Raw genomic sequence first — 17,767 nt, forward strand, 5'->3', positions numbered from 1 at the left:
CTGCAGGGGGGACCCTGTGGGAGAGTAGGACACCGCCGAACTAATCGTGGGAAAACCCCGCATTCTTTTGAATGCGGGGTTTTCTGCGTTTAAGGTCGAGGTATGCGCTATGACCTGGTCATCTTTGACAACGACGGTGTGCTCGTGGACAGCGAGCCCATCTCCAACCAGCTGTTGGCCGCCTATCTCACCGAACTGGGTCATCCGACCTCCTACGAGGACTCCCTGCGGGACTACATGGGGGCCGCCATGCACCGCGTACACGATCTGGTGGCGGAGCGGACCGGACAGCGGTTGCCCGCGGACTTCGACGACATCTTCCACACGCGCGTGTTCGCCGCGTTCGAGCGGGAGCTGAAGCCGGTGAGCGGGGTCGTCGGCGTGCTGGAGAAGCTGGCCGCGGACGGGGTGCCGTACTGCGTGGCGTCTTCCGGGAGTCATGAGCGGATCCGGGTGGGGCATCGCACGACCGGGCTCGACCGGTGGTTCGAGGACTCCAGGATCTTCAGCTCGCAGGACGTGGGGCGCGGCAAGCCGGCGCCGGACCTGTTCCTGTACGCGGCCGAGCAGATGGGGATCGCTCCGCAGCGGTGTGTCGTCGTGGAGGACAGCCCGCTGGGCGTGCAGGCGGCCGTCGCGGCCGGGATGGACGTGTATGGGTTCACCGCCATGACCCCACCGGAGAAGCTGACCGGAGCCGGACAACTCTTCTCCGACATGCAGGAGTTGACCGACCTGCTGATATGACCCAGGGCCTCCGCCCAGCATGAAGGTGAGGGAAATTCACCTTTGGCTGGATCTACCCACGGGTATCCCGGGGCCCTACGCTCGCGGCCATGACAGATGTGCTGCGGCGCGGCAGGGCCTCGTTGGCGTTCGGATTCTTCGCCCAGGGCGCCGCGTTCGCCCTCCTCGTCACGCGCATTCCGGCCATCCAGGACCGGTACGGCGTCTCCGACGCGCTGCTGCCCGCCTTCCTGGCCGCCGTACCGGTCCTCGCCGGAGTCGGCAGCGTGACCACCGAGCATTTGGTGAAGCGGATACCACCCAGCCGAGTGCTGCGCTGGTCCCAGCCCGTGGTGCTGCTGGCGCTGCTCGCCGTCGGCGCCGGCGGTGAGCCGGCCGTGCTCGCGGTGGCGCTGGTGACGTTCGGGCTGGCCGTCGGCGCGCTGGACGCCTCCATGAACATGCTCGGGGTGAGCCTGCAACGGGCGTACGGGCGCAGCATCATGCTCAGCTTCCATGCCGTGTTCAGCCTGGGCGGGATCGTCGGTGCCTCGCTGGCCTGGGCGGGGGCGCACTGGAAGCTGGCGCTGTGGGTGTCGTACCTGCCGGTGGTGGCCGTGCTGCTGCCGGCGGTCCTGGTGGGCAGCCGGTGGTACCTGGACGGCGACCCGGCGCCCACGGCGAACGCGGCCGACGGGGCCGGCCCGCAGAAGGGGAAGGGCGAAGCGGGTGGCGGGAGTGTCGTCTTCCGTGTGCTGCTTCCGCTGTGTCTGGTGATGACCTTCGCGTACATCGGGGACTCCACCGTGTCCAACTGGAGTGCGAAGTATCTGAAGGACGTGCTGGGGAGTTCGGAGCAGCTGGCGACGGTTCCGTACAACGTGTACATGGTGACGACACTCGTGGGCCGGGCCGTGGGGGACTTCGGGGTGCGGCGGTTCGGGGCGGCGGCGGTCGTACGGCTGGGGTCGCTGGTGGCGGCGGCCGGGTTCGCGGTGGTGGCGGCGGCGCCCGGCGCATGGGTCGGGATGCTCGGGTTCACCCTGCTGGGGCTGGGGCTGTGCGTGCTGGTGCCGCAGACGTTCGCGGCGGCGGGGCGGCTCTTCCCGGGGGCTTCGGACGCGGCGATCGCCCGGCTCAACATCTTCAACTACGTGGGTTTTCTGATCGGTTCGCCGTTGGTGGGGGTGCTCGGCGACACCTGGGGCTACCGCTGGGCGATGCTGGTGCCGATGGTGTTGGTGCTGGTGACGTCGGTGTACGCCAGGTCGTTCGAGGCTCGGCCGGACCGATACGGTGGCCGGCATGAGCGGCCACGCACAGCTGATGTGGGACGAAGCAGTAACGGGATATGACTTCGGCCCGGACCATCCGATGGACCCGGTCCGGCTGGAGCTGACCCGGAGACTGGTGGGTGCCTTCGGGCTCGACCGGGCGGTGCAGATCGTCGCGGCGAAACCGGCGGGGGAGTCCACGCTGCGGCTGGTCCACCGGGAGGACTACATCGAAGCGGTGAAGGCGGCCTCGGCGGATCCCAGGTCGGCGGACGGCTCGTACGGACTGGGGACGGTGGACGATCCCGCGTTCGCCGGGATGCACGAGGTGTCCGCGCTGATCGCGGGGCAGTCGGTGGCCGCCGCGGAAGCGGTGTGGCACGGGGACGCGGCGCACGCGGTGAACTTCGCGGGCGGGCTGCACCACGCGATGCCCGGGGCCGCGTCCGGGTTCTGCATCTACAACGACGCGGCGCTGGCGATCGCGCGGCTGCTGGAGCTGGGGGCCGAGCGGATCGCGTACGTGGACGTGGACGTGCACCACGGGGACGGGGTGCAGGCGGCGTTCTGGGAGGATCCGCGGGTGCTGACGATCTCGCTGCACGAACACCCGCGGACGCTGTTCCCGCAGAGCGGGTGGCCGGAGGAGACCGGGGCGGAGTCGGCGGCGGGGTCCGCGGTGAACCTGGCGCTGCCGGCCGGTACCGGGGACGAGGGGTGGCTGCGGGCGTTCCACGCCGTGGTGCCGGAGCTGGTGGCCGGCTTCCGGCCCGAGGTGCTGGTGACGCAGCACGGGGCCGATACGCACTTCGAGGATCCGCTGGCCCATCTGGCGGTCTCGCTGGACGCGCAGCGGGCCGTGCAGATGGCGTGCCACGACCTGGCGCACGAGCACGCGGGCGGGCGGTGGGTGGCGCTCGGCGGGGGCGGGTACGAGGTGGTGGGCGTCGTGCCGCGCTCGTGGACGCATCTGGTGGGAATCGCGGCGGGGCGTCCGGTGGCGCCGGAGACCGTGATCCCCGAGGGGTGGCGGCAGGATGTCTACGCCCGTACGCGGCAGTTGGGGCCGATGCGGATGACCGATGGGCGCTGGCCCGTGTCGTGGGCCGACTGGGAGTCCGGGTACGACCCGGCCGACCGACTGGACCAGGCCGTACGGGCGACCCGCCGAGCGGTGTTCCCGCTGCGGGGGCTGTTGGCGTAACAGCACGCTGCGCTGGCAGGGCCGTGATGCGTCGTCGTTCGGCTGCGGCTTCGTTGTGGCTGGTCGCGCCCGCGCGGGGGAGCCGCATGTCGATACGGTCCCGCGCCCCTTCGGGCGCTGGCCTGCCGGCCGGGTCTGGCCGTGATGCGTCGTCGTTCGGCTGCGGCTTCGTTGTGGCTGGTCGCGCCCGCGCGGGGGAGCCGCATGCCGATACGGTCCCGCGCCCCTTCGGGCGCTGGCCTGCCGGCCGGGTCTGGCCGTGATGCGTCGTCGTTCGGCTGCGGCGCCGTTGTGGCTGGTCGCGCCCGCGCGGGGGAGCCGCATGTCGATACGGTCCCGCGCCCCTTCGGGCGCTGGCCTTTGGGGTGCTGCCGGGGGGCGTTGGGCCAAGTGTGGGGTTGTTGGGGGGTTTTGGGGGCGGTGGGGGGCTTGGGGCGTCAGGATCGGGTGCGTGTTGAGCATCGGAGCGCTTCGTGCGCATCTGCTGGCCGCCCGTATCGCCGGACCGGTGGCCACCTCGCGGGAGAAGAGCCTGCGTAGTTATCGGCTCTTCGCCGCTCGTGATCCCCGCGTACTGATCGGCATCGATCCCGAAATGGCCTGGGAACAGCGGGACTTGATCGAGCTGATGGCGAGCAGATGCGGGGTCTCGGCTGATCCCCGGCACACGTCCGGCCATGATGTGATTGACCCGGAGCTGACCCTGGCCGCGCTGGACGCCTTCGCGGAGCGCATCGCGGTCGCGGCCCTGCGCGGCGCCCCGGTGCTGTTCGGCACCGGGCACCCGCACCGTCTGCTCGAGTTCTACGCAGCCTTGGCGGACGCCCTGTCGGCGGCGGGATGTGACGTCCTCACCCCCGCGCAGGGTCTCCGTGTCGACATAACGACCCGGTTCGGACTACGTACCCACAACCTTGATTACGTACGGGGAGTCGCGCTGGTCCGGCGGGCCGACGCCGAACGCCCCGGTGGTGAGCCCGGCGCGCACACTCACTCCCCGCTGCCGGTTCGTACCGTGCTGGCCGCCGCGGCGGAGGCCGGCGGGCCGCTGCCCGAGCTGGTGATCGGAGACCACGGCTGGGTCTGCGGGGCAGGTCAACTGGGGTTCGAGGCGATGGGTCTCGCGGACACCGACGACCCCGCGCCGTTCGTGGGTGAGGCCGAGGGGCGGGTGTCCGTCGTCGTTCCACTTGATGACGCTGTGCGGTCCGCTTACTACCGCCCGCTTACCCGCTACGTACTCAATCGAGCGTGTCTGTCACAGTAGGCCGCCGATGGGTGCACCTCTTCCCCACTCGCATCACCCGCATCTAGTCTGGGGAGTGAGCACGCAGCGACGAAGAGTCACCGGAAGGGGAAGCCGGTGGCCGTCGAGTGCGGAAGGTTCAGGTGTGTCATGGCTGCTGGCGAGAGGCCTCTGAACGAGGTCGTATTCCTTACCGTGGCGGAGGTCGCCGCGGTGATGCGCGTGTCGAAGATGACCGTGTACCGGTTGGTGCACAGCGGTCATCTGCCCGCGATCCGGGTGGGACGGTCGTTCCGTGTCCCGGAGCAAGCGGTCCACGAGTACCTCCGCGAGAGCTATGTGGGGGTCGAAACGGCTTGACGGCGGCTCCGGGTGACCGCCCGGAGCACCTCGATTACGACCTCAGCTCTCGGGCGGGTAGGCTAGCCCCTCGTAGGTCGTATGGGCCCATGGCGCCCAGCACCGAGTGATGAGAAGTGAGCGAGGGTAGTCGTGGGCTCTGTTATCAAGAAGCGGCGCAAGCGGATGGCCAAGAAGAAGCACCGCAAGCTGCTCAAGCGCACGCGCGTTCAGCGTCGTAACAAGAAGTAAGGTTCGACGCAAGCCGCGAGAGCTATGTCTGTGGCCCCCCACCGGGAGCGGTGGGGGGCCACAGACATATTCCGACTGGGGAATTTCCGCCGCCGCCGGCATCGGGTGGTCATCACAGCGCAACGTCGACCCGCTAAGTTGACTCGAACACGGGGATACGGAAGAAAGGCGCTGATCTTGGGGAAGGTCGTGCTCGTGACCGGCGTGGCCCGGCAGCTGGGCGGCCGTTTCGTCCGGCGGATCCAGCGTGACCCCCAGGTGGACCGGGTCGTCGCCGTGGACGCGGTGCCGCCCGAGCACCATCTCGGCGGGGCCGACTTCATCCAGGCCGACATCCGGCAGCCCACCATCGCCCGCGTACTCGCCGAGACCGCCGCCGACACGGTCGTGCACCTGGATGTGACGGGCATGGCGCTGGGCAGCGGCAGCCGGGCCACGGTCAAGGAGACCAACGTCATCGGCACCATGCAGCTGCTCGGGGCCTGTCAGAAGTCGCCGACCGTGCGGCGCCTGGTCGTCAAGTCCAGCACCAATGTGTACGGGTCGGCGTCCCGCGATCCCGCCGTGTTCACCGAGACCACTTCGCCCAAGTCGCTGCCCAGCGGGGGCTTCGCCAAGGACACGGTGGAGGTCGAGGGGTATGTGCGCGGCTTCGCGCGGCGGCGGCCCGACGTGGCCGTGTGCGTCCTGCGGTTCGCCAACATCCTGGGGCCCACCGCCGACACGCCCCTGGCCGCGTACTTCTCGCTGCCCGTCCTGCCGACCGTGTTCGGCTACGACCCGCGGCTGCAGTTTGTGCACGAGGACGATGTGATCGATGTGCTGCGGATCGCCGCGCACGAGCCGGCCCGGGGAACGCTCAACAGCGGTACCTTCAACATCGCCGGCGACGGTGTCCTGCTGCTCTCGCAGTGCTCCAGACGCCTCGGGCGGCCCACGGTGCCGCTGCTGCTGCCCGCGGTCACCTGGACCGGCTCATTGGTGCGTACCCTGGGCATGACGGACTTTTCACCCGAGCAGATCCGGTTGCTCACCCACGGCCGGGTCGTGTCGACGGACCAGATGCGCGAGACCCTCGGTTTCCAGCCGAAATACACGACGGCGGAGACCTTCGCGGACTTCGCGCGCAGCCACGGTCCCGGGCTGCTGCCGCCGGAGGCCCTGGCCGGGGCCGTGGACCGGATCGCCGCACTGTCCCCGCGGGGCGGCGGCCACCCCCAGACGCAGAGCGCCGATTGAGGAGCGCAGCAACGATGGCGGACGCCAAGGTCATTCCGTTCGACGACGACCGGTCCCGCGGATCCGCCGTGGCCCGGTCCGCGCGGCGCCGGAGCGCGGGCAGCCGGCGCCCGGGCGAGAGCGCGGTGGTGCGCGAGGTCCAGCCCCTCCCGGGACGGGGCCCGGCGCAGGACGACGTTCCCGTCACCGCGGACGATGTTCCCGTCACCGCGAAGGAGCAGCCGCCGCAGCCGTGGGACCGCGGTCTGGAGCAGCGGGTGGCGCGCGGCCTGGCCTTTCTGCGCCGGCGGCTGACCGGGGACTACGAGGTCGATGACTTCGGCTACGACGAGGAGCTGACCGACCAGGTCCTGATGTCCCTGCTGCGCCCGGTGTACGAGAAGTACTTCCGGGTCGATGTGAAGGGCATCGAGAACGTCCCGGCCGAGGGCGGCGCCCTGATCGTCGCCAACCACTCCGGGACGCTGCCGCTGGACGGGCTGATGATGCAGGTCGCCGTGCACGACCACCATCCGGCGGGCCGGCATCTGCGGCTGCTCGCGGCCGACCTGGTCTTTGTGCTGCCGGTGGTCAACGAACTCGCCCGCAAGCTGGGTCACACCCTGGCCTGCACGGAGGACGCCGAGCGGCTGCTGGAGGCGGGGGAGCTGGTCGGGGTGATGCCGGAGGGCTTCAAGGGCATCGGCAAGCCCTTCAGCGAGCGCTACAAGCTCCAGCGGTTCGGGCGTGGCGGCTTCGTCTCCACGGCGCTGCGCAAGGGCACGCCGATCGTCCCCTGCTCGATCGTCGGGGCGGAGGAGATCTACCCGATGATCGGCAATGCCAGGACCGTGGCGCGGCTGCTGGGCTTCCCGTACTTCCCGCTGACGCCGACCTTCCCATGGCTGGGGCCGCTGGGCGCGGTCCCGTTGCCGACGAAGTGGACGATCCAGTTCGGTGAGCCGATCCCGACGGACGGCTATCCGCCGGAGGCCGCGGACGACCCGATGCTGATGTTCAACCTGACCGACCAGGTCCGCGAGCAGATCCAGCACACGCTGTACAAGCTGCTGGTGCAGCGCCGTTCGGTGTTCTTCTGAGGTCTTTCTGTCCCCGATCGGGCCTGGCTGTCCCCGGCTGTCCCTGACTGTGCCTCATGACGGTGGGCCCCTCCCGTGAGGGGCCCACCGTCGCGTCGAGCGTCCTGCTGGGCGGGCCGTGGTGCGCCGGTTTAGTTCACATCCTCGCTGTCGATGCCCAGGCCGGGCAGCAGACCCGGCAGCAGGGGCGGGAGGGTGACATCCGGCTCGCTGCTGGGGGTTCTGCTGGTGGACGGGGAGGCGCTGCCGCTGCTCTTCGGCGGGTCGAGCAGTCCGCCCGTGCCGCCCCCGATCAGGCCCTCCTGCGTGCTGCCGGTCGCCGAGTCGCTCGGGCTGCTGCTGGAGTCACCGCTGTCGGCGGCGGAGCCGTGACCGGCGCTGGGTGTGGTCGAGTGGCGGGTGCCGGAGGAGCTGTCGGGCGAGGAGCCGGGGCTCTGCTGCGTATCCTCGCCGATCTTGGCGGGGTTCTCCGGGAGCAGGGCCTGGAGCGGGGCGACCTCTTCGTCTATGGCGTCGAAGACCGATGAGACCTGGTCGCTGACATCGCCGAGCTGGACCGGGAGCCTGTCGCGCACGTCGCCCCACACGTCGCGGTGGGAGCGCGAGAAGGTGGACAGGGCCTGGATGGGACCGAGCGATTCGGGGTCGCGCTCGTATGCCTCGTGCAGCAGGCGGTGGCCCTCGGTGACGTCTTGCCGCATGCCCGACAGGGTGCGGCGGATCTCGCCGATCGACTCGTGGTCGAGGTGGCCGCCGCGGCCGCGCTCCAGCAGCCGCCGGGCCTCGCTCAGCCGGGTCGAGGCCTGGTCGAGGTAGGTCTGGCCGCGTTCGTCGTCCCCGTCGGCCAGGTAGTTGAGCTTGAACTCCTCGATGCCCCGCTTGAGGCCGTACAGCGAATCGCCGGGCAGGGCGTCGGAACTCGCGGCGGCGACGCCCCCGAAGGCCCCGGCGGCCACGCCGACGCTGAGTCCGCCCGCGGCCAGGCCCTTGGTCAGCCGGGTACGCGGTCGCAGCTTCCCCAGCGGGCCGGCCCGGTGCGCCCCCGTGGCCCGATGGGACCTCTGTGCGGGCACCGTGGGGTCGGTCGCTCCGGTCGCGCCGCCCCCCTGCAGCATGGCCTCCATCGCGGCCACGAGCTGGGCCCGCTGGACGACCTTGACCTCCGGGTCGAGGTGCGGCTTGGGCAGTGCGCCGAGTCCCGTGGCGAGGGCCAACAACTCGCCCTGCTCCGTCCGTTCGCCGGCCGGGGCCGGTCCTCCGGACTGCTCGGCCGCCGTGTCCCGGGCGGACTGCTCCTCCAGGGCCTGGGCGAAGGCGTTCGCCCGCCGGTGCGCCGATACGTTCGCGATCACTGGCGGCACCTCCTCTCGTCATCACGGTCGACTCCCCAGGGGGTCCTGAGGGTTGCACGCCCATGACCACTTCCACACGATCAGGTGATCAGGGTCGGCCATGACGTGACCACAGGGAGCCTGTATCCCGCACAACGACTGGCGCGGCACTTGGGTTACGGACGACGGTTGATCGGGTGGGAAAGGCAACGGGCTGTCACTGGGGGTGAGTTGGACATCGCACACGGTGGCGATGTCCGGCCGGGCGTCAGCGTGCGTCGTCCGGCAGGAGCCGGGCGAGGGTGCGCACGGCCCGGTACTGGAGTGTCTTGATGGCGCCCTCGTTCTTGCCCATCACACGGGCGGTCTCCGCGACCGAGAGGCCCTGAAGGAAGCGAAGCGTCACGCACTCCTGTTGCTGGGGGTTGAGTCGTCGTACGGCGTCGAGCAGGGCCGCGTTGGACAGGGACTCCAGGACGGAGTCCTCGGGGGATCGTTCCACCTCGTTGGCGTCGAGCATCTCGCCGGTGGTGACCTCCAGCCGGAAGCGGCTGGACTTGAAGTGGTCGGCGACCAGGTTGCGGGCGATGGTGACCAGCCAGGCGCCGAAGTCGCGGCCCTGCCAGGTGAAGGTGCCGATGCGGCGAAGGGCCCGCAGAAAGGTCTCGCTGGTGAGGTCCTCGGCGGTCGCCTTGCCGCCCACCCGGTAGTAGATGTAGCGGTACACGGTGTCGCTGTACTGGTCGTAGAGGCGGCCGAACGCCTCGGCCTCGCCGGCCTGTGCGCGCTCGACAAGGTCCATCATCCGGGCGCTGTCGCTGTCCGCGGCCGGCCGGCGGGCGGTGGCCGCGCCGGACGCGCGCCCCCGTCTGCCGGCCGGCCGGCCGTCGCCCGAGCGCCGCCCCTCGACGACCGCGCCGCGCGCGGGCGCCTGCTCGATGCCGTCGGCGAGTGCGTAGCACGGGCCTACGGGTGCGGCGGTGGCGAAGGCAGGGACGGCGTGCGCGGCCGGGGCGATGCCGCGCAGCAGTTCTTGGGCCGTAGCGACCGTTGCGCGCAGCGTAGCCAGGCCCGAGGCGTCAACCCCGACGTGTGGGTACACGGGTCTCCCAGAGGCAGAGCTTCCATCACGTGCAGTGCGGGACCGTTCACCCGTCGTGGCGACGGAAGGGGTACCGGTTTGCGTCTGAGGAGAATAACGCTTCGTACAGGTGCTGCTACGCCTGGTTGCTCAAATCATCGATTACGTCGCTTCCGTAACCGATTGACACACCATCAAGTGTCGCAGAGTGACCGCTTGTTGATCAGAAAAGTGCGCGTTTCGGCGGAGTGGGGGGCGTGTTGGCGCGCGTGAGGCATCATGCGGGCGCCGGGGCCCGGTTTCCGCCGGTGGTGCGCCGTGCCGGCCGTTACCGGCGGCGCCGGTGCAGCGCGATCGCCGCGGCCGTGCCGCCCGCCACCGCGCCCACGCCCGCCGCCGCGGGGATGCCGACCTTCGCCGCCTTGCGACCGGTGCGGTAGTCGCGCAGCCGCCAGTCCTTCTCGCGGGCGTGCTTGCGCAGCTTGGTGTCCGGGTTGATCGCGTAGGGGTGGCCGACCAGCGACAGCATCGGGATGTCGTTGTGCGAGTCGCTGTAGGCGGCGCACCGGGCGAGGTCCAGGCCCTCCGCCGCGGCCAGCGCGCGGACCGCCTCTGCCTTGGCCGGGCCGTGCAGCGGCTCGCCGACCAGCTTGCCGGTGTAGATCCCGTCGACGGACTCGGCGACCGTGCCGAGCGCGCCGGTCAGGCCGAGCCGGCGGGCGATGACCGTGGCGATCTCCACCGGGGCGGCCGTGACCAGCCACACCTTCTGGCCCGCGTCCAGGTGGGCCTGGGCCAGCGCCCGGGTGCCCGGCCAGATGCGTTCGGCCATGTACTCGTCGTAGATCTCCTCGCCGATGGACTGCAGCTCGGCGACGCGGTGGCCCTTGACGATGGACAGCGCGGAGTCCCGGGCATCCTGCATGTGCTCGGGGTCCTCGACGCCGGCCAGCCGGAACCACGCCTGCTGCCAGGCGAACTTGGCGAGGTCGCGGGTCTCGAAGAACTTCCGCTTGTACAGGCCCCGGCCGAAGTGGAACAGCGCGGCGCCCTGCATCACGGTGTTGTCCAGGTCGAAGAAGGCCGCGGCCCTGTCGTCGCCGAGCACCGGGAACTCGGGTTCCCGCGCGGTGGCGTCCGCGGTGTCCTGGACGTCGTGCACGTCTTGGGTGTCCTGCGAGGACTTGCGCGCTGCCTCCGCCGAGGCCTCGCCTGCCAACACGCTCCGCGCCGTGGCGGAGCGCCTACGGGGAGTGAGCCATCCGAGAGCGGCCATGGACGTGAGCATAGCCAGTTTGTTCGGTGCTTCCGGAGTCGAGAGGTTTGGACGGTGTGAACTCTCCTCGACCGAGCCGTTAAAGAACCGAGGCGACAGCTGGTCCCGAAGTGACCACGAGCGCGCGAGAATGGCCGTTATGAGTCCCCTCTTTCGCAGGAAGCCGGCCCCCGAGGACCGGCGCGTCACCCTGATCCGCAAGCCCGGGTGTCATCTGTGCGATGACGCGCAAGCCGTGGTCGAGCGGGTGTGCGGCGAACTCGGCGTGCCATGGGAGCAGCAGGACATCACCGAGGACGCAGGCCTGCACGAGCAGTACTGGGAGCAGATCCCGGTGGTACTCGTCGACGGTGCACAGCACACCTTCTGGCGGGTGAACGAGGACCGGCTGCGAAAAGAACTGACCGGCTAGTCCGACTGCCCGGGAGGTGGCCGGGAAGCAGTCGGGAAAGCGGTCGGGAATCAGCCGGAGAACGGTCGGGAGAGTGGCCGGGAAAGTCGCCTAGGATCGAGCACGTTTGGTCTCGGGGGCGGGATTCATCGAGGAGAGTGTTCGGTTTTGCCCCCATCGGGAGAGCAGCATCGCCGCAGGTGCGCCGGTTCCATACGGTCGCGCCCGGCGCGCGTGACCCCGGTCACGTTGGCCGGACAAATCGGACACCATCTTTGTGCACGCGTTCACAAAGACATAGCCTGCTGTGGACGGGGCGGTCCGGGGACGTATGACCGCCCGCAGCCCCGCTCTACCCGCAGGAGCACCGTGGCAACTGGCCGAACTCACCGACCGGCGACCCGTAGCCGAGGGATTCCCGAGGCCACCGTCGCCAGGCTTCCGCTGTACCTCCGTGCCCTGACGGCGCTGTCCGAGCGTTCCGTACCCACGGTCTCCTCCGAGGAGCTGGCCGCCGCCGCGGGGGTCAACTCCGCGAAGCTGCGCAAGGACTTCTCCTACCTGGGCTCCTACGGGACCCGGGGCGTGGGCTACGACGTCGAGTATCTCGTCTACCAGATCTCCCGCGAACTGGGCCTGACCCAGGACTGGCCGGTTGTGATCGTCGGCATCGGTAATCTGGGCGCCGCGCTGGCCAATTACGGCGGTTTCGCCTCGCGTGGCTTCCGGGTCGCCGCGCTTATCGACGCGGACCCGGCGATGGCGGGCAAGCCCGTCGCGGGCATCCCCGTGCAGCACACCGACGATCTTGAGCAGATCATCGAGGACAACGGCGTGTCGATCGGCGTGATCGCCACCCCGGCGGGCGCCGCCCAGCAGGTCTGCGACCGCCTGGTCGCCGCCGGTGTCACCTCCATCCTGAACTTCGCGCCGACCGTGCTGGCCGTCCCGGACGGCGTCGACGTGCGCAAGGTCGACCTCTCCATCGAGCTGCAGATCCTCGCCTTCCACGAGCAGCGCAAGGCCGGCGAGGAGGCCACGCCCAACGGCGCGGGGCCGGTCGCCGCCACCCGCAAGGAGTCCACCGACCAGGGGCCCGACGGGGACGTACCCGCCGTGATGCCGGCATGAGTCTCCTCGTCGTCGGGCTGAGCCACCGCAGCTCCCCGGTGAGCGTCCTGGAACGGGCCGCGCTCACCGGGGACGCCCAGGTCAAGCTGTTGCAGGACACGGTCGCCGCCGAACCGGCCGCCGAGGCCGCGGTGCTCGCCACCTGCAACCGCATCGAGCTGTACGCGGACGTGGACAAGTTCCACGCCGGTGTCGCCGAGCTGTCCACGCTGCTCGCCCAGCACAGCGGGGTGGGCCTGGACGAGCTGACCCCCCATCTGTACGTGCACTACGAGGACCGGGCCGTGCACCACCTCTTCTCGGTGGCCTGCGGGCTGGACTCGATGGTCGTCGGCGAGGGCCAGATCCTCGGCCAGATCAAGGACTCCCTGGCCAGGGCGCAGGAGCTGCACACCGTCGGCCGTCTGCTGAACGATCTGTTCCAGCAGGCGCTCAGGGTCGGCAAGCGCGCGCACTCCGAGACCGGTATCGACCGCGCCGGGCAGTCCCTGGTCAGCTTCGGCCTGGAGCAGCTGGCCGCGGGCACGCAGGTGCAGTCCTGGGCGCGCGGCAAGAAGGCGCTGGTCATCGGCGCCGGCTCGATGTCCTCGCTGGCCGCGGCCACGCTCGCGCGGGCCGGTGTCGCCGAGGTCGTCGTGGCCAACCGGACCGTGGAGCGCGCCGAGCGCCTCGCGCAGATCCTCGCGGCGGCCGGTGACACGGACGTGGTGGCCCGCGCGGTACCGATGGACGCGGTGCCGGCCGAGCTGACATGTGCCGATGTCGCCGTCTCCTGTACCGGCGCGACCGGGCTCGTCCTGACGGCGGAGACGATCGCCGCGGGCGTCGCGGGCCGTACGGGTGTGACCGCCTCCGATGCCGATAGCCGTACGACCGCTTCGGCCGGTGCGGCCACCGGGACCGCCGAAGCCGGCCCGGTCGGGCAGGCCGGGCCGTACGACGGCGCTCAGGACCGTGGCCCCGGCGCGCGCGACGCGGCGGCCCCGTCCGGTTGGGACGGGCCGATCGCGGCGTCGCCGTCCGGTTCGGCGGGGCCGGCCGGTGACGATCGTGAGGAGAACTGCCCGCTCGACCTGTCGGCCGTGCAGGGCACCGCCGCCTTCTCCGTGCTGGGCGAGGCGGCCGTGGCCGGCATGGCCGCCGCCGAGCTGGAGCAGCACGCGGTCTGGGTCGACAAGGGCGACGCCACCGGCCGCACACAGCGCAGGCCGGGCAGCGAGAGCGACCCGGCCGACGACGCCGACGCGATCGCCGCGCTGGCCGCCACCGTCGCGGTGGCCGGCCGCGTCCCCGAGCGCCGCAGGCCCGAACCGGTCGCCGAGGCGCCGCGTCCGGCACCCGCCCTCTATCTCCTCGACCTCGCCATGCCCCGCGACATCGACGCGGCCGTGCACCGGCTGGCCGGGGTGCGGCTCGTGGACATCGAGTCGCTGGCCGAGGCGTCCGCGGACGCCCCGATGGCCACCGACGTCGACCAGGTCCGGCGTATCGTCTCCGACGAGGTCGCCGCCTTCGGGGCGGCGCAGCGCGCGGCGCACATCACGCCGACCGTGGTCGCCCTGCGCACCATGGCCGCCGATGTCGTCGCGGGTGAGATCGCCCGGCTCCACGGCCGGCTGCCCGACCTGGACGAACGCCAGCGCGGTGAGATCAGGCAGGCCGTGCACCGGGTGGTCGACAAGCTGCTGCACGCGCCGACCGTACGGGTCAAGCAGCTCGCGGCCGAGCCCGGCGGCGCCGGGTACGCGGACGCGCTGCGGACCCTGTTCGACCTCGACCCCCAGACGGTGGCCTCCGTCTCCCGGGCCGAGGAAAGCACAGACAAGAAGAACCGAGGGCCAGCATGAGCAAGACAGCGGCGCTGCGGCTCGGGACCAGGCGGAGCAAGCTCGCCATGGCCCAGTCCGGGCAGGTGGCGGACGCCGTGAGCCGGGTGACCGGACGGCCCGTGGAACTCGTCGAGATCACCACGTACGGCGACACCTCCCGGGAGCATCTGGCGCAGATCGGCGGCACGGGCGTGTTCGTGGCCGCGTTGCGCGAGGCACTGCACCGGGGCGAGGTGGACCTCGCCGTGCACTCGCTCAAGGACCTGCCGACCACGCAACCCGAGGAGCTGGCGCTGGCCGCCGTGCCCGGACGCGAGGACCCGCGTGATGTGATCGTCGCCCGGGACGCGCTGAAGCTCACCGACCTGCCCCGCGGGGCGCGTATCGGCACCGGCTCGCCGCGCCGCATGGCCCAGCTGAACGCGTACGCGCGCGGCCACGGGCTGGGCATCGAGACGATACCGATACGCGGCAACGTCGACACCCGCATCGGATACGTCCGCAGCGGCGAGCTGGACGCCGTGGTACTGGCCGCCGCCGGCCTGAGCCGCCTCGGCCGTATCGACGAGGTGACCGACTTCCTGTCGGTCGACATGGTTTTGCCCGCCCCCGGCCAGGGGGCCCTGGCGATCGAGTGTGCCGCGGACAACGCGGATCTGATCGCCCTGCTCGGCGAACTCGACGACCCGTTCACGCGGGCCGCCGTCACCGCCGAGCGTTCACTGCTCGCCGCCCTGGAAGCCGGCTGTAGCGCCCCCGTGGGCGCACTGGCCGACCTACCCCCGCTCTCGGCTCCGCTGGAGCGGGGGGACCCCCATGCCGACGGGCAGATTGTCAAGGAAATGCGCCTGCGGGGGATTGTCGGCACGACCGACGGTGCCCGCATGGTGCAGTTGTCCACCACCGGTCCCGTGCCCGAGACGGACGACCAGGCAGTGACGCTCGGTCGCGAACTCGCCACCGAGATGCTCGCCCAGGGCGCGGCCGGTCTGATGGGGGAGCGAGCACAGTGAGCCCCACCACCCTTCCCGCCGGCCTTGAACTCGGTCACGTCACCTTCCTGGGTGCCGGACCCGGGGATCCGGGACTGCTGACTCTGCGCGCCGTGGAGGCGCTGGCGAACGCGGACGTCCTCGTCGTCGAGCACGACGTGCTGGACGTGGTCCGTGCCCACGCCAGACAGGGCGTCTCCGTCCTGCGCGTCGACGCGGATCCTTCCACTGATACGCAGCCGGGCCCGGGCACGTCTCAACGAGCGGTTGTTGACGCCGCGTCAACAACCGCTGCGGTCCCGCCGACTCGGGATGCCGCACATCTTGTCATGGAGGCCGCGCGGGGCGGCAGGCGGGTCGTCCGTGCGGTGTCCGGGGACCCCGGGCTCGACACGTACGCCGCCGAGGAGATGCTGGCGTGCGCCGCGGCCGGGGTGCCCTTCGAGGTGGTCCCCGGCATCGCGGCCGCGGTCGGCGTGCCCGCGTACGCGGGTGTTCCGCTGCGGGACGCGCAGGGCGCCGACGTCCGGTTCGTGGACGCCCGTACCGCCTCCGACCGGTGCTGGACCGAGGTGGGCGCGTCGGACGGCACGGTCGTCGTGTCGGCCTCGCTGGACTCGGTCGCCGCGGCGGCCGGTGAGCTGGTGGCCGCGGGCCGCAAGCCGGACACCCCGATGACGGTGACCGTCGCCGGCACGACGACCCGGCAGCGCACCTGGACCGCCACCCTCGGGACCATCGCGCAGACCCTGAAGCAGGCGAAGGTGCTGCCGTCCCCGGAGGGCGGGCGGCCGGTGATAGCCGTGGTCGGTGAGCGTTCCGCCGCCGCCCAGCGCGACCAGCTGTCGTGGTTCGAGTCCAAGCCGCTGTTCGGCTGGCGGGTCCTCGTGCCGCGTACGAAGGAGCAGGCGGCCTCGCTCTCCGACCAGCTGCGGTCCTACGGGGCGGTGCCGCACGAGGTGCCGACGATCGCCGTCGAGCCGCCGCGGACGCCGCAGCAGATGGAGCGGGCCGTGAAGGGCCTGGTGACCGGGCGGTACGAGTGGATCGCCTTCACCTCCGTCAACGCCGTGAAGGCGGTGCGGGAGAAGTTCGAGGAGTACGGGCTCGACGCGCGGGCCTTCGCGGGGATCAAGGTCGCCGCGGTGGGGGAGCAGACGGCGAAGGCGCTGATCGCCTTCGGTGTGAAGCCGGACCTGATGCCGAGCGGGGAGCAGTCGGCCGCGGGGCTCCTGGAGGACTGGCCGCCGTACGACCCGGTCTTCGACCCGATCGACCGTGTCTTCCTGCCGCGGGCCGACATCGCCACCGAGACCCTGGTCGCCGGGCTGATCGAGCTGGGCTGGGAGGTCGACGACGTCACCGCCTACCGGACCGTGCGGGCCTCGCCGCCGCCGGCCGAGACCCGGGAGGCGATCAAGGGCGGTGGCTTCGACGCCGTGCTGTTCACGTCGTCCTCGACCGTGCGGAACCTGGTCGGCATCGCGGGCAAGCCGCACAACGTGACCGTGATCGCGTGCATCGGTCCCGCCACGGCGAAGACCGCGGAGGAGCACGGGCTGCGGGTGGACGTGATGGCTCCGGAGCCGTCCGTGCACCGGCTGGCGGAGGCGCTGGCGGACTTCGGCGCGCGGCGGCGGGTCGCCGCGCTGGACGCCGGGGACCCGGTGACACGGCCCAGCGAGCGGCGGCCGGGGGCGCGCAGGCGGCGCAACTCCGGCTGACGGCTCGCCCCTGGCACGGTTCGCCGTACCGCGGCGGGGTCATTCCGCCGCGATACGGCGAACCGTTTCTGCGCAGCGGGGGTGACCGGGGCCGGGGCGCCTCCGTGCCGTTTGCCCACAGCCCGGCGCGGCGCGCGGCTCGCCCGGCTGCTCACGGCGAAGCAACCGCCCGGCGGGGGGCTGCCGTTGGACCCGGCCCGGCTGATCGCGGCCGAACGCGCCGCGAACGCCGTACGGCACGCACGGTCACGACCTCCGGTTCAGGCTGTCCGGCACCGTGGGCGCCACCCCGCGCGGGGAGGTCGCCGACGCCGGCGATGACCGACGGCCGCCTGCCCGGTGGGGGCCCCTGGCCGGGCCGACGGGCCTTGGCCGGGCAACGACCAGCCGCCCGCGGGGACACAGGCGGGAAGCCTCAAGGCCGCCCGTGTCCGTTGCTCACCCGCTCCGCCCGTGAGGTGTGCCCGCTCGCGGTCCTGCGACGCCAGGGCGGGATATCGGGCGGGCGCCTGCGGGGACACAGGCGGGAAGCCTCAAGGCCGCCCGTGTCCGTTCCAGACCCGCGGTGTCTGTGAACGGGCCTTCCGGGGGTCGTAGCGCGGCCGGTGTCGGGCGTGCGGATCCGACCTGCCGGCGGCCGTGGATCCGAGCGG

16 protein-coding genes are annotated in these 17,767 nt (G+C 71.4%); 13 read left to right on the forward strand and 3 right to left on the reverse strand.

Annotation, left to right across the window (positions count from 1 at the left end):
* Positions 1-102 precede the first annotated feature (102 nt).
* From ABT245_RS37550 to ABT245_RS37585, 8 genes are all read left to right on the forward strand, one after another.
* Positions 103-747, forward strand: a complete 645-nt coding sequence (locus ABT245_RS37550) for an HAD family hydrolase (protein WP_351743039.1) — start codon at positions 103-105, stop codon at positions 745-747.
* Between the two features lie 89 nt (positions 748-836).
* Positions 837-2,081 carry an MFS transporter gene (locus ABT245_RS37555; protein ID WP_351743042.1) on the forward strand — a complete coding sequence of 415 codons (1,245 nt, stop codon included), beginning with the start codon at positions 837-839 and terminating at the stop codon, positions 2,079-2,081.
* Positions 2,032-3,204, forward strand: a complete 1,173-nt coding sequence (locus tag ABT245_RS37560; RefSeq protein WP_351743045.1) for an acetoin utilization protein AcuC — start codon at positions 2,032-2,034, stop codon at positions 3,202-3,204. The genes ABT245_RS37555 and ABT245_RS37560 overlap by 50 nt, the downstream gene beginning before the upstream one ends.
* 451 nt (positions 3,205-3,655) lie before the next feature.
* Positions 3,656-4,471 carry a phosphatase gene (locus tag ABT245_RS37565; RefSeq protein ID WP_351743048.1) on the forward strand — a complete coding sequence of 272 codons (816 nt, stop codon included), beginning with the start codon at positions 3,656-3,658 and terminating at the stop codon, positions 4,469-4,471.
* A 129-nt stretch (positions 4,472-4,600) separates the two neighbouring features.
* Positions 4,601-4,810, forward strand: a complete 210-nt coding sequence (locus ABT245_RS37570) for a helix-turn-helix domain-containing protein (protein WP_067299677.1) — start codon at positions 4,601-4,603, stop codon at positions 4,808-4,810.
* 132 nt (positions 4,811-4,942) lie between these two features.
* Positions 4,943-5,041: a 30S ribosomal protein bS22 gene (locus ABT245_RS37575; RefSeq protein ID WP_003948845.1), complete on the forward strand. Its 99-nt coding sequence runs from the start codon at positions 4,943-4,945 to the stop codon at positions 5,039-5,041.
* A gap of 177 nt (positions 5,042-5,218) precedes the next feature.
* Positions 5,219-6,280: an NAD-dependent epimerase/dehydratase family protein gene (locus ABT245_RS37580; RefSeq protein ID WP_351743051.1), complete on the forward strand. Its 1,062-nt coding sequence runs from the start codon at positions 5,219-5,221 to the stop codon at positions 6,278-6,280.
* 14 nt (positions 6,281-6,294) lie between these two features.
* Complete coding sequence (locus ABT245_RS37585) at positions 6,295-7,359, forward strand: lysophospholipid acyltransferase family protein (protein ID WP_351743054.1); 1,065 nt, start codon at positions 6,295-6,297, stop codon at positions 7,357-7,359.
* A gap of 131 nt (positions 7,360-7,490) precedes the next feature.
* Here ABT245_RS37585 and ABT245_RS37590 read toward each other — a convergent pair whose 3' ends face one another.
* The 3 genes from ABT245_RS37590 to ABT245_RS37600 form a co-directional block, all read right to left on the reverse strand.
* The gene (locus tag ABT245_RS37590; protein WP_351743056.1) at positions 7,491-8,711 is read right to left on the reverse strand and encodes a DUF5667 domain-containing protein; all 1,221 of its coding nucleotides are present in this window, start codon (positions 8,709-8,711) and stop codon (positions 7,491-7,493) included.
* A gap of 247 nt (positions 8,712-8,958) precedes the next feature.
* Positions 8,959-9,792 carry an ECF subfamily RNA polymerase sigma factor, BldN family gene (locus ABT245_RS37595; protein ID WP_351743058.1) on the reverse strand — a complete coding sequence of 278 codons (834 nt, stop codon included), beginning with the start codon at positions 9,790-9,792 and terminating at the stop codon, positions 8,959-8,961.
* Between the two features lie 307 nt (positions 9,793-10,099).
* The gene (locus ABT245_RS37600; RefSeq protein WP_351743061.1) at positions 10,100-11,047 is read right to left on the reverse strand and encodes an HAD family hydrolase; all 948 of its coding nucleotides are present in this window, start codon (positions 11,045-11,047) and stop codon (positions 10,100-10,102) included.
* Positions 11,048-11,177: 130 nt separating this feature from the next.
* Here ABT245_RS37600 and ABT245_RS37605 point away from each other — a divergent pair, with 130 nt between their 5' ends.
* From ABT245_RS37605 to ABT245_RS37625, 5 genes are all read left to right on the forward strand, one after another.
* Positions 11,178-11,459, forward strand: coding sequence for a glutaredoxin family protein (locus ABT245_RS37605; protein ID WP_351743064.1), 282 nt, complete (start codon positions 11,178-11,180; stop codon positions 11,457-11,459).
* A gap of 348 nt (positions 11,460-11,807) precedes the next feature.
* Positions 11,808-12,569 (forward strand): redox-sensing transcriptional repressor Rex, encoded by a 762-nt coding sequence (locus ABT245_RS37610; protein ID WP_351743067.1) that lies wholly within the window; start codon positions 11,808-11,810, stop codon positions 12,567-12,569.
* The gene (locus tag ABT245_RS37615) at positions 12,566-14,416 is read left to right on the forward strand and encodes a glutamyl-tRNA reductase (protein ID WP_351743070.1); all 1,851 of its coding nucleotides are present in this window, start codon (positions 12,566-12,568) and stop codon (positions 14,414-14,416) included. Before ABT245_RS37610 ends, ABT245_RS37615 begins: the two co-directional genes overlap by 4 nt.
* Positions 14,413-15,411 (forward strand): hydroxymethylbilane synthase, encoded by a 999-nt coding sequence (gene hemC / locus ABT245_RS37620; RefSeq protein ID WP_351743072.1) that lies wholly within the window; start codon positions 14,413-14,415, stop codon positions 15,409-15,411. Before ABT245_RS37615 ends, hemC begins: the two co-directional genes overlap by 4 nt.
* Positions 15,408-17,114, forward strand: coding sequence for a bifunctional uroporphyrinogen-III C-methyltransferase/uroporphyrinogen-III synthase (locus tag ABT245_RS37625; protein ID WP_351743075.1), 1,707 nt, complete (start codon positions 15,408-15,410; stop codon positions 17,112-17,114). Before hemC ends, ABT245_RS37625 begins: the two co-directional genes overlap by 4 nt.
* Positions 17,115-17,767 lie beyond the last annotated feature (653 nt).

The organism is Streptomyces sp. NPDC001508, from assembly GCF_040298665.1.
Lineage (GTDB): Bacteria > Actinomycetota > Actinomycetes > Streptomycetales > Streptomycetaceae > Streptomyces.

What these genes read in the sequence shown, in the direction of transcription:
- ABT245_RS37550 (WP_351743039.1), top strand. Translation starts at nt 103, where the DNA reads ATGCGCTATGACCTGGTCATCTTTGACAACGACGGTGTGCTCGTGGAC.
- ABT245_RS37555 (WP_351743042.1), top strand. Translation starts at nt 837, where the DNA reads ATGACAGATGTGCTGCGGCGCGGCAGGGCCTCGTTGGCGTTCGGATTC.
- ABT245_RS37560 (WP_351743045.1), top strand. Translation starts at nt 2,032, where the DNA reads ATGAGCGGCCACGCACAGCTGATGTGGGACGAAGCAGTAACGGGATAT.
- ABT245_RS37570 (WP_067299677.1), top strand. Translation starts at nt 4,601, where the DNA reads ATGGCTGCTGGCGAGAGGCCTCTGAACGAGGTCGTATTCCTTACCGTG.
- ABT245_RS37585 (WP_351743054.1), top strand. Translation starts at nt 6,295, where the DNA reads ATGGCGGACGCCAAGGTCATTCCGTTCGACGACGACCGGTCCCGCGGA.
- ABT245_RS37600 (WP_351743061.1), bottom strand. Translation starts at nt 11,047, where the DNA reads ATGGCCGCTCTCGGATGGCTCACTCCCCGTAGGCGCTCCGCCACGGCG.
- ABT245_RS37605 (WP_351743064.1), top strand. Translation starts at nt 11,178, where the DNA reads ATGGCCGTTATGAGTCCCCTCTTTCGCAGGAAGCCGGCCCCCGAGGAC.
- ABT245_RS37615 (WP_351743070.1), top strand. Translation starts at nt 12,566, where the DNA reads ATGAGTCTCCTCGTCGTCGGGCTGAGCCACCGCAGCTCCCCGGTGAGC.
- hemC (WP_351743072.1), top strand. Translation starts at nt 14,413, where the DNA reads ATGAGCAAGACAGCGGCGCTGCGGCTCGGGACCAGGCGGAGCAAGCTC.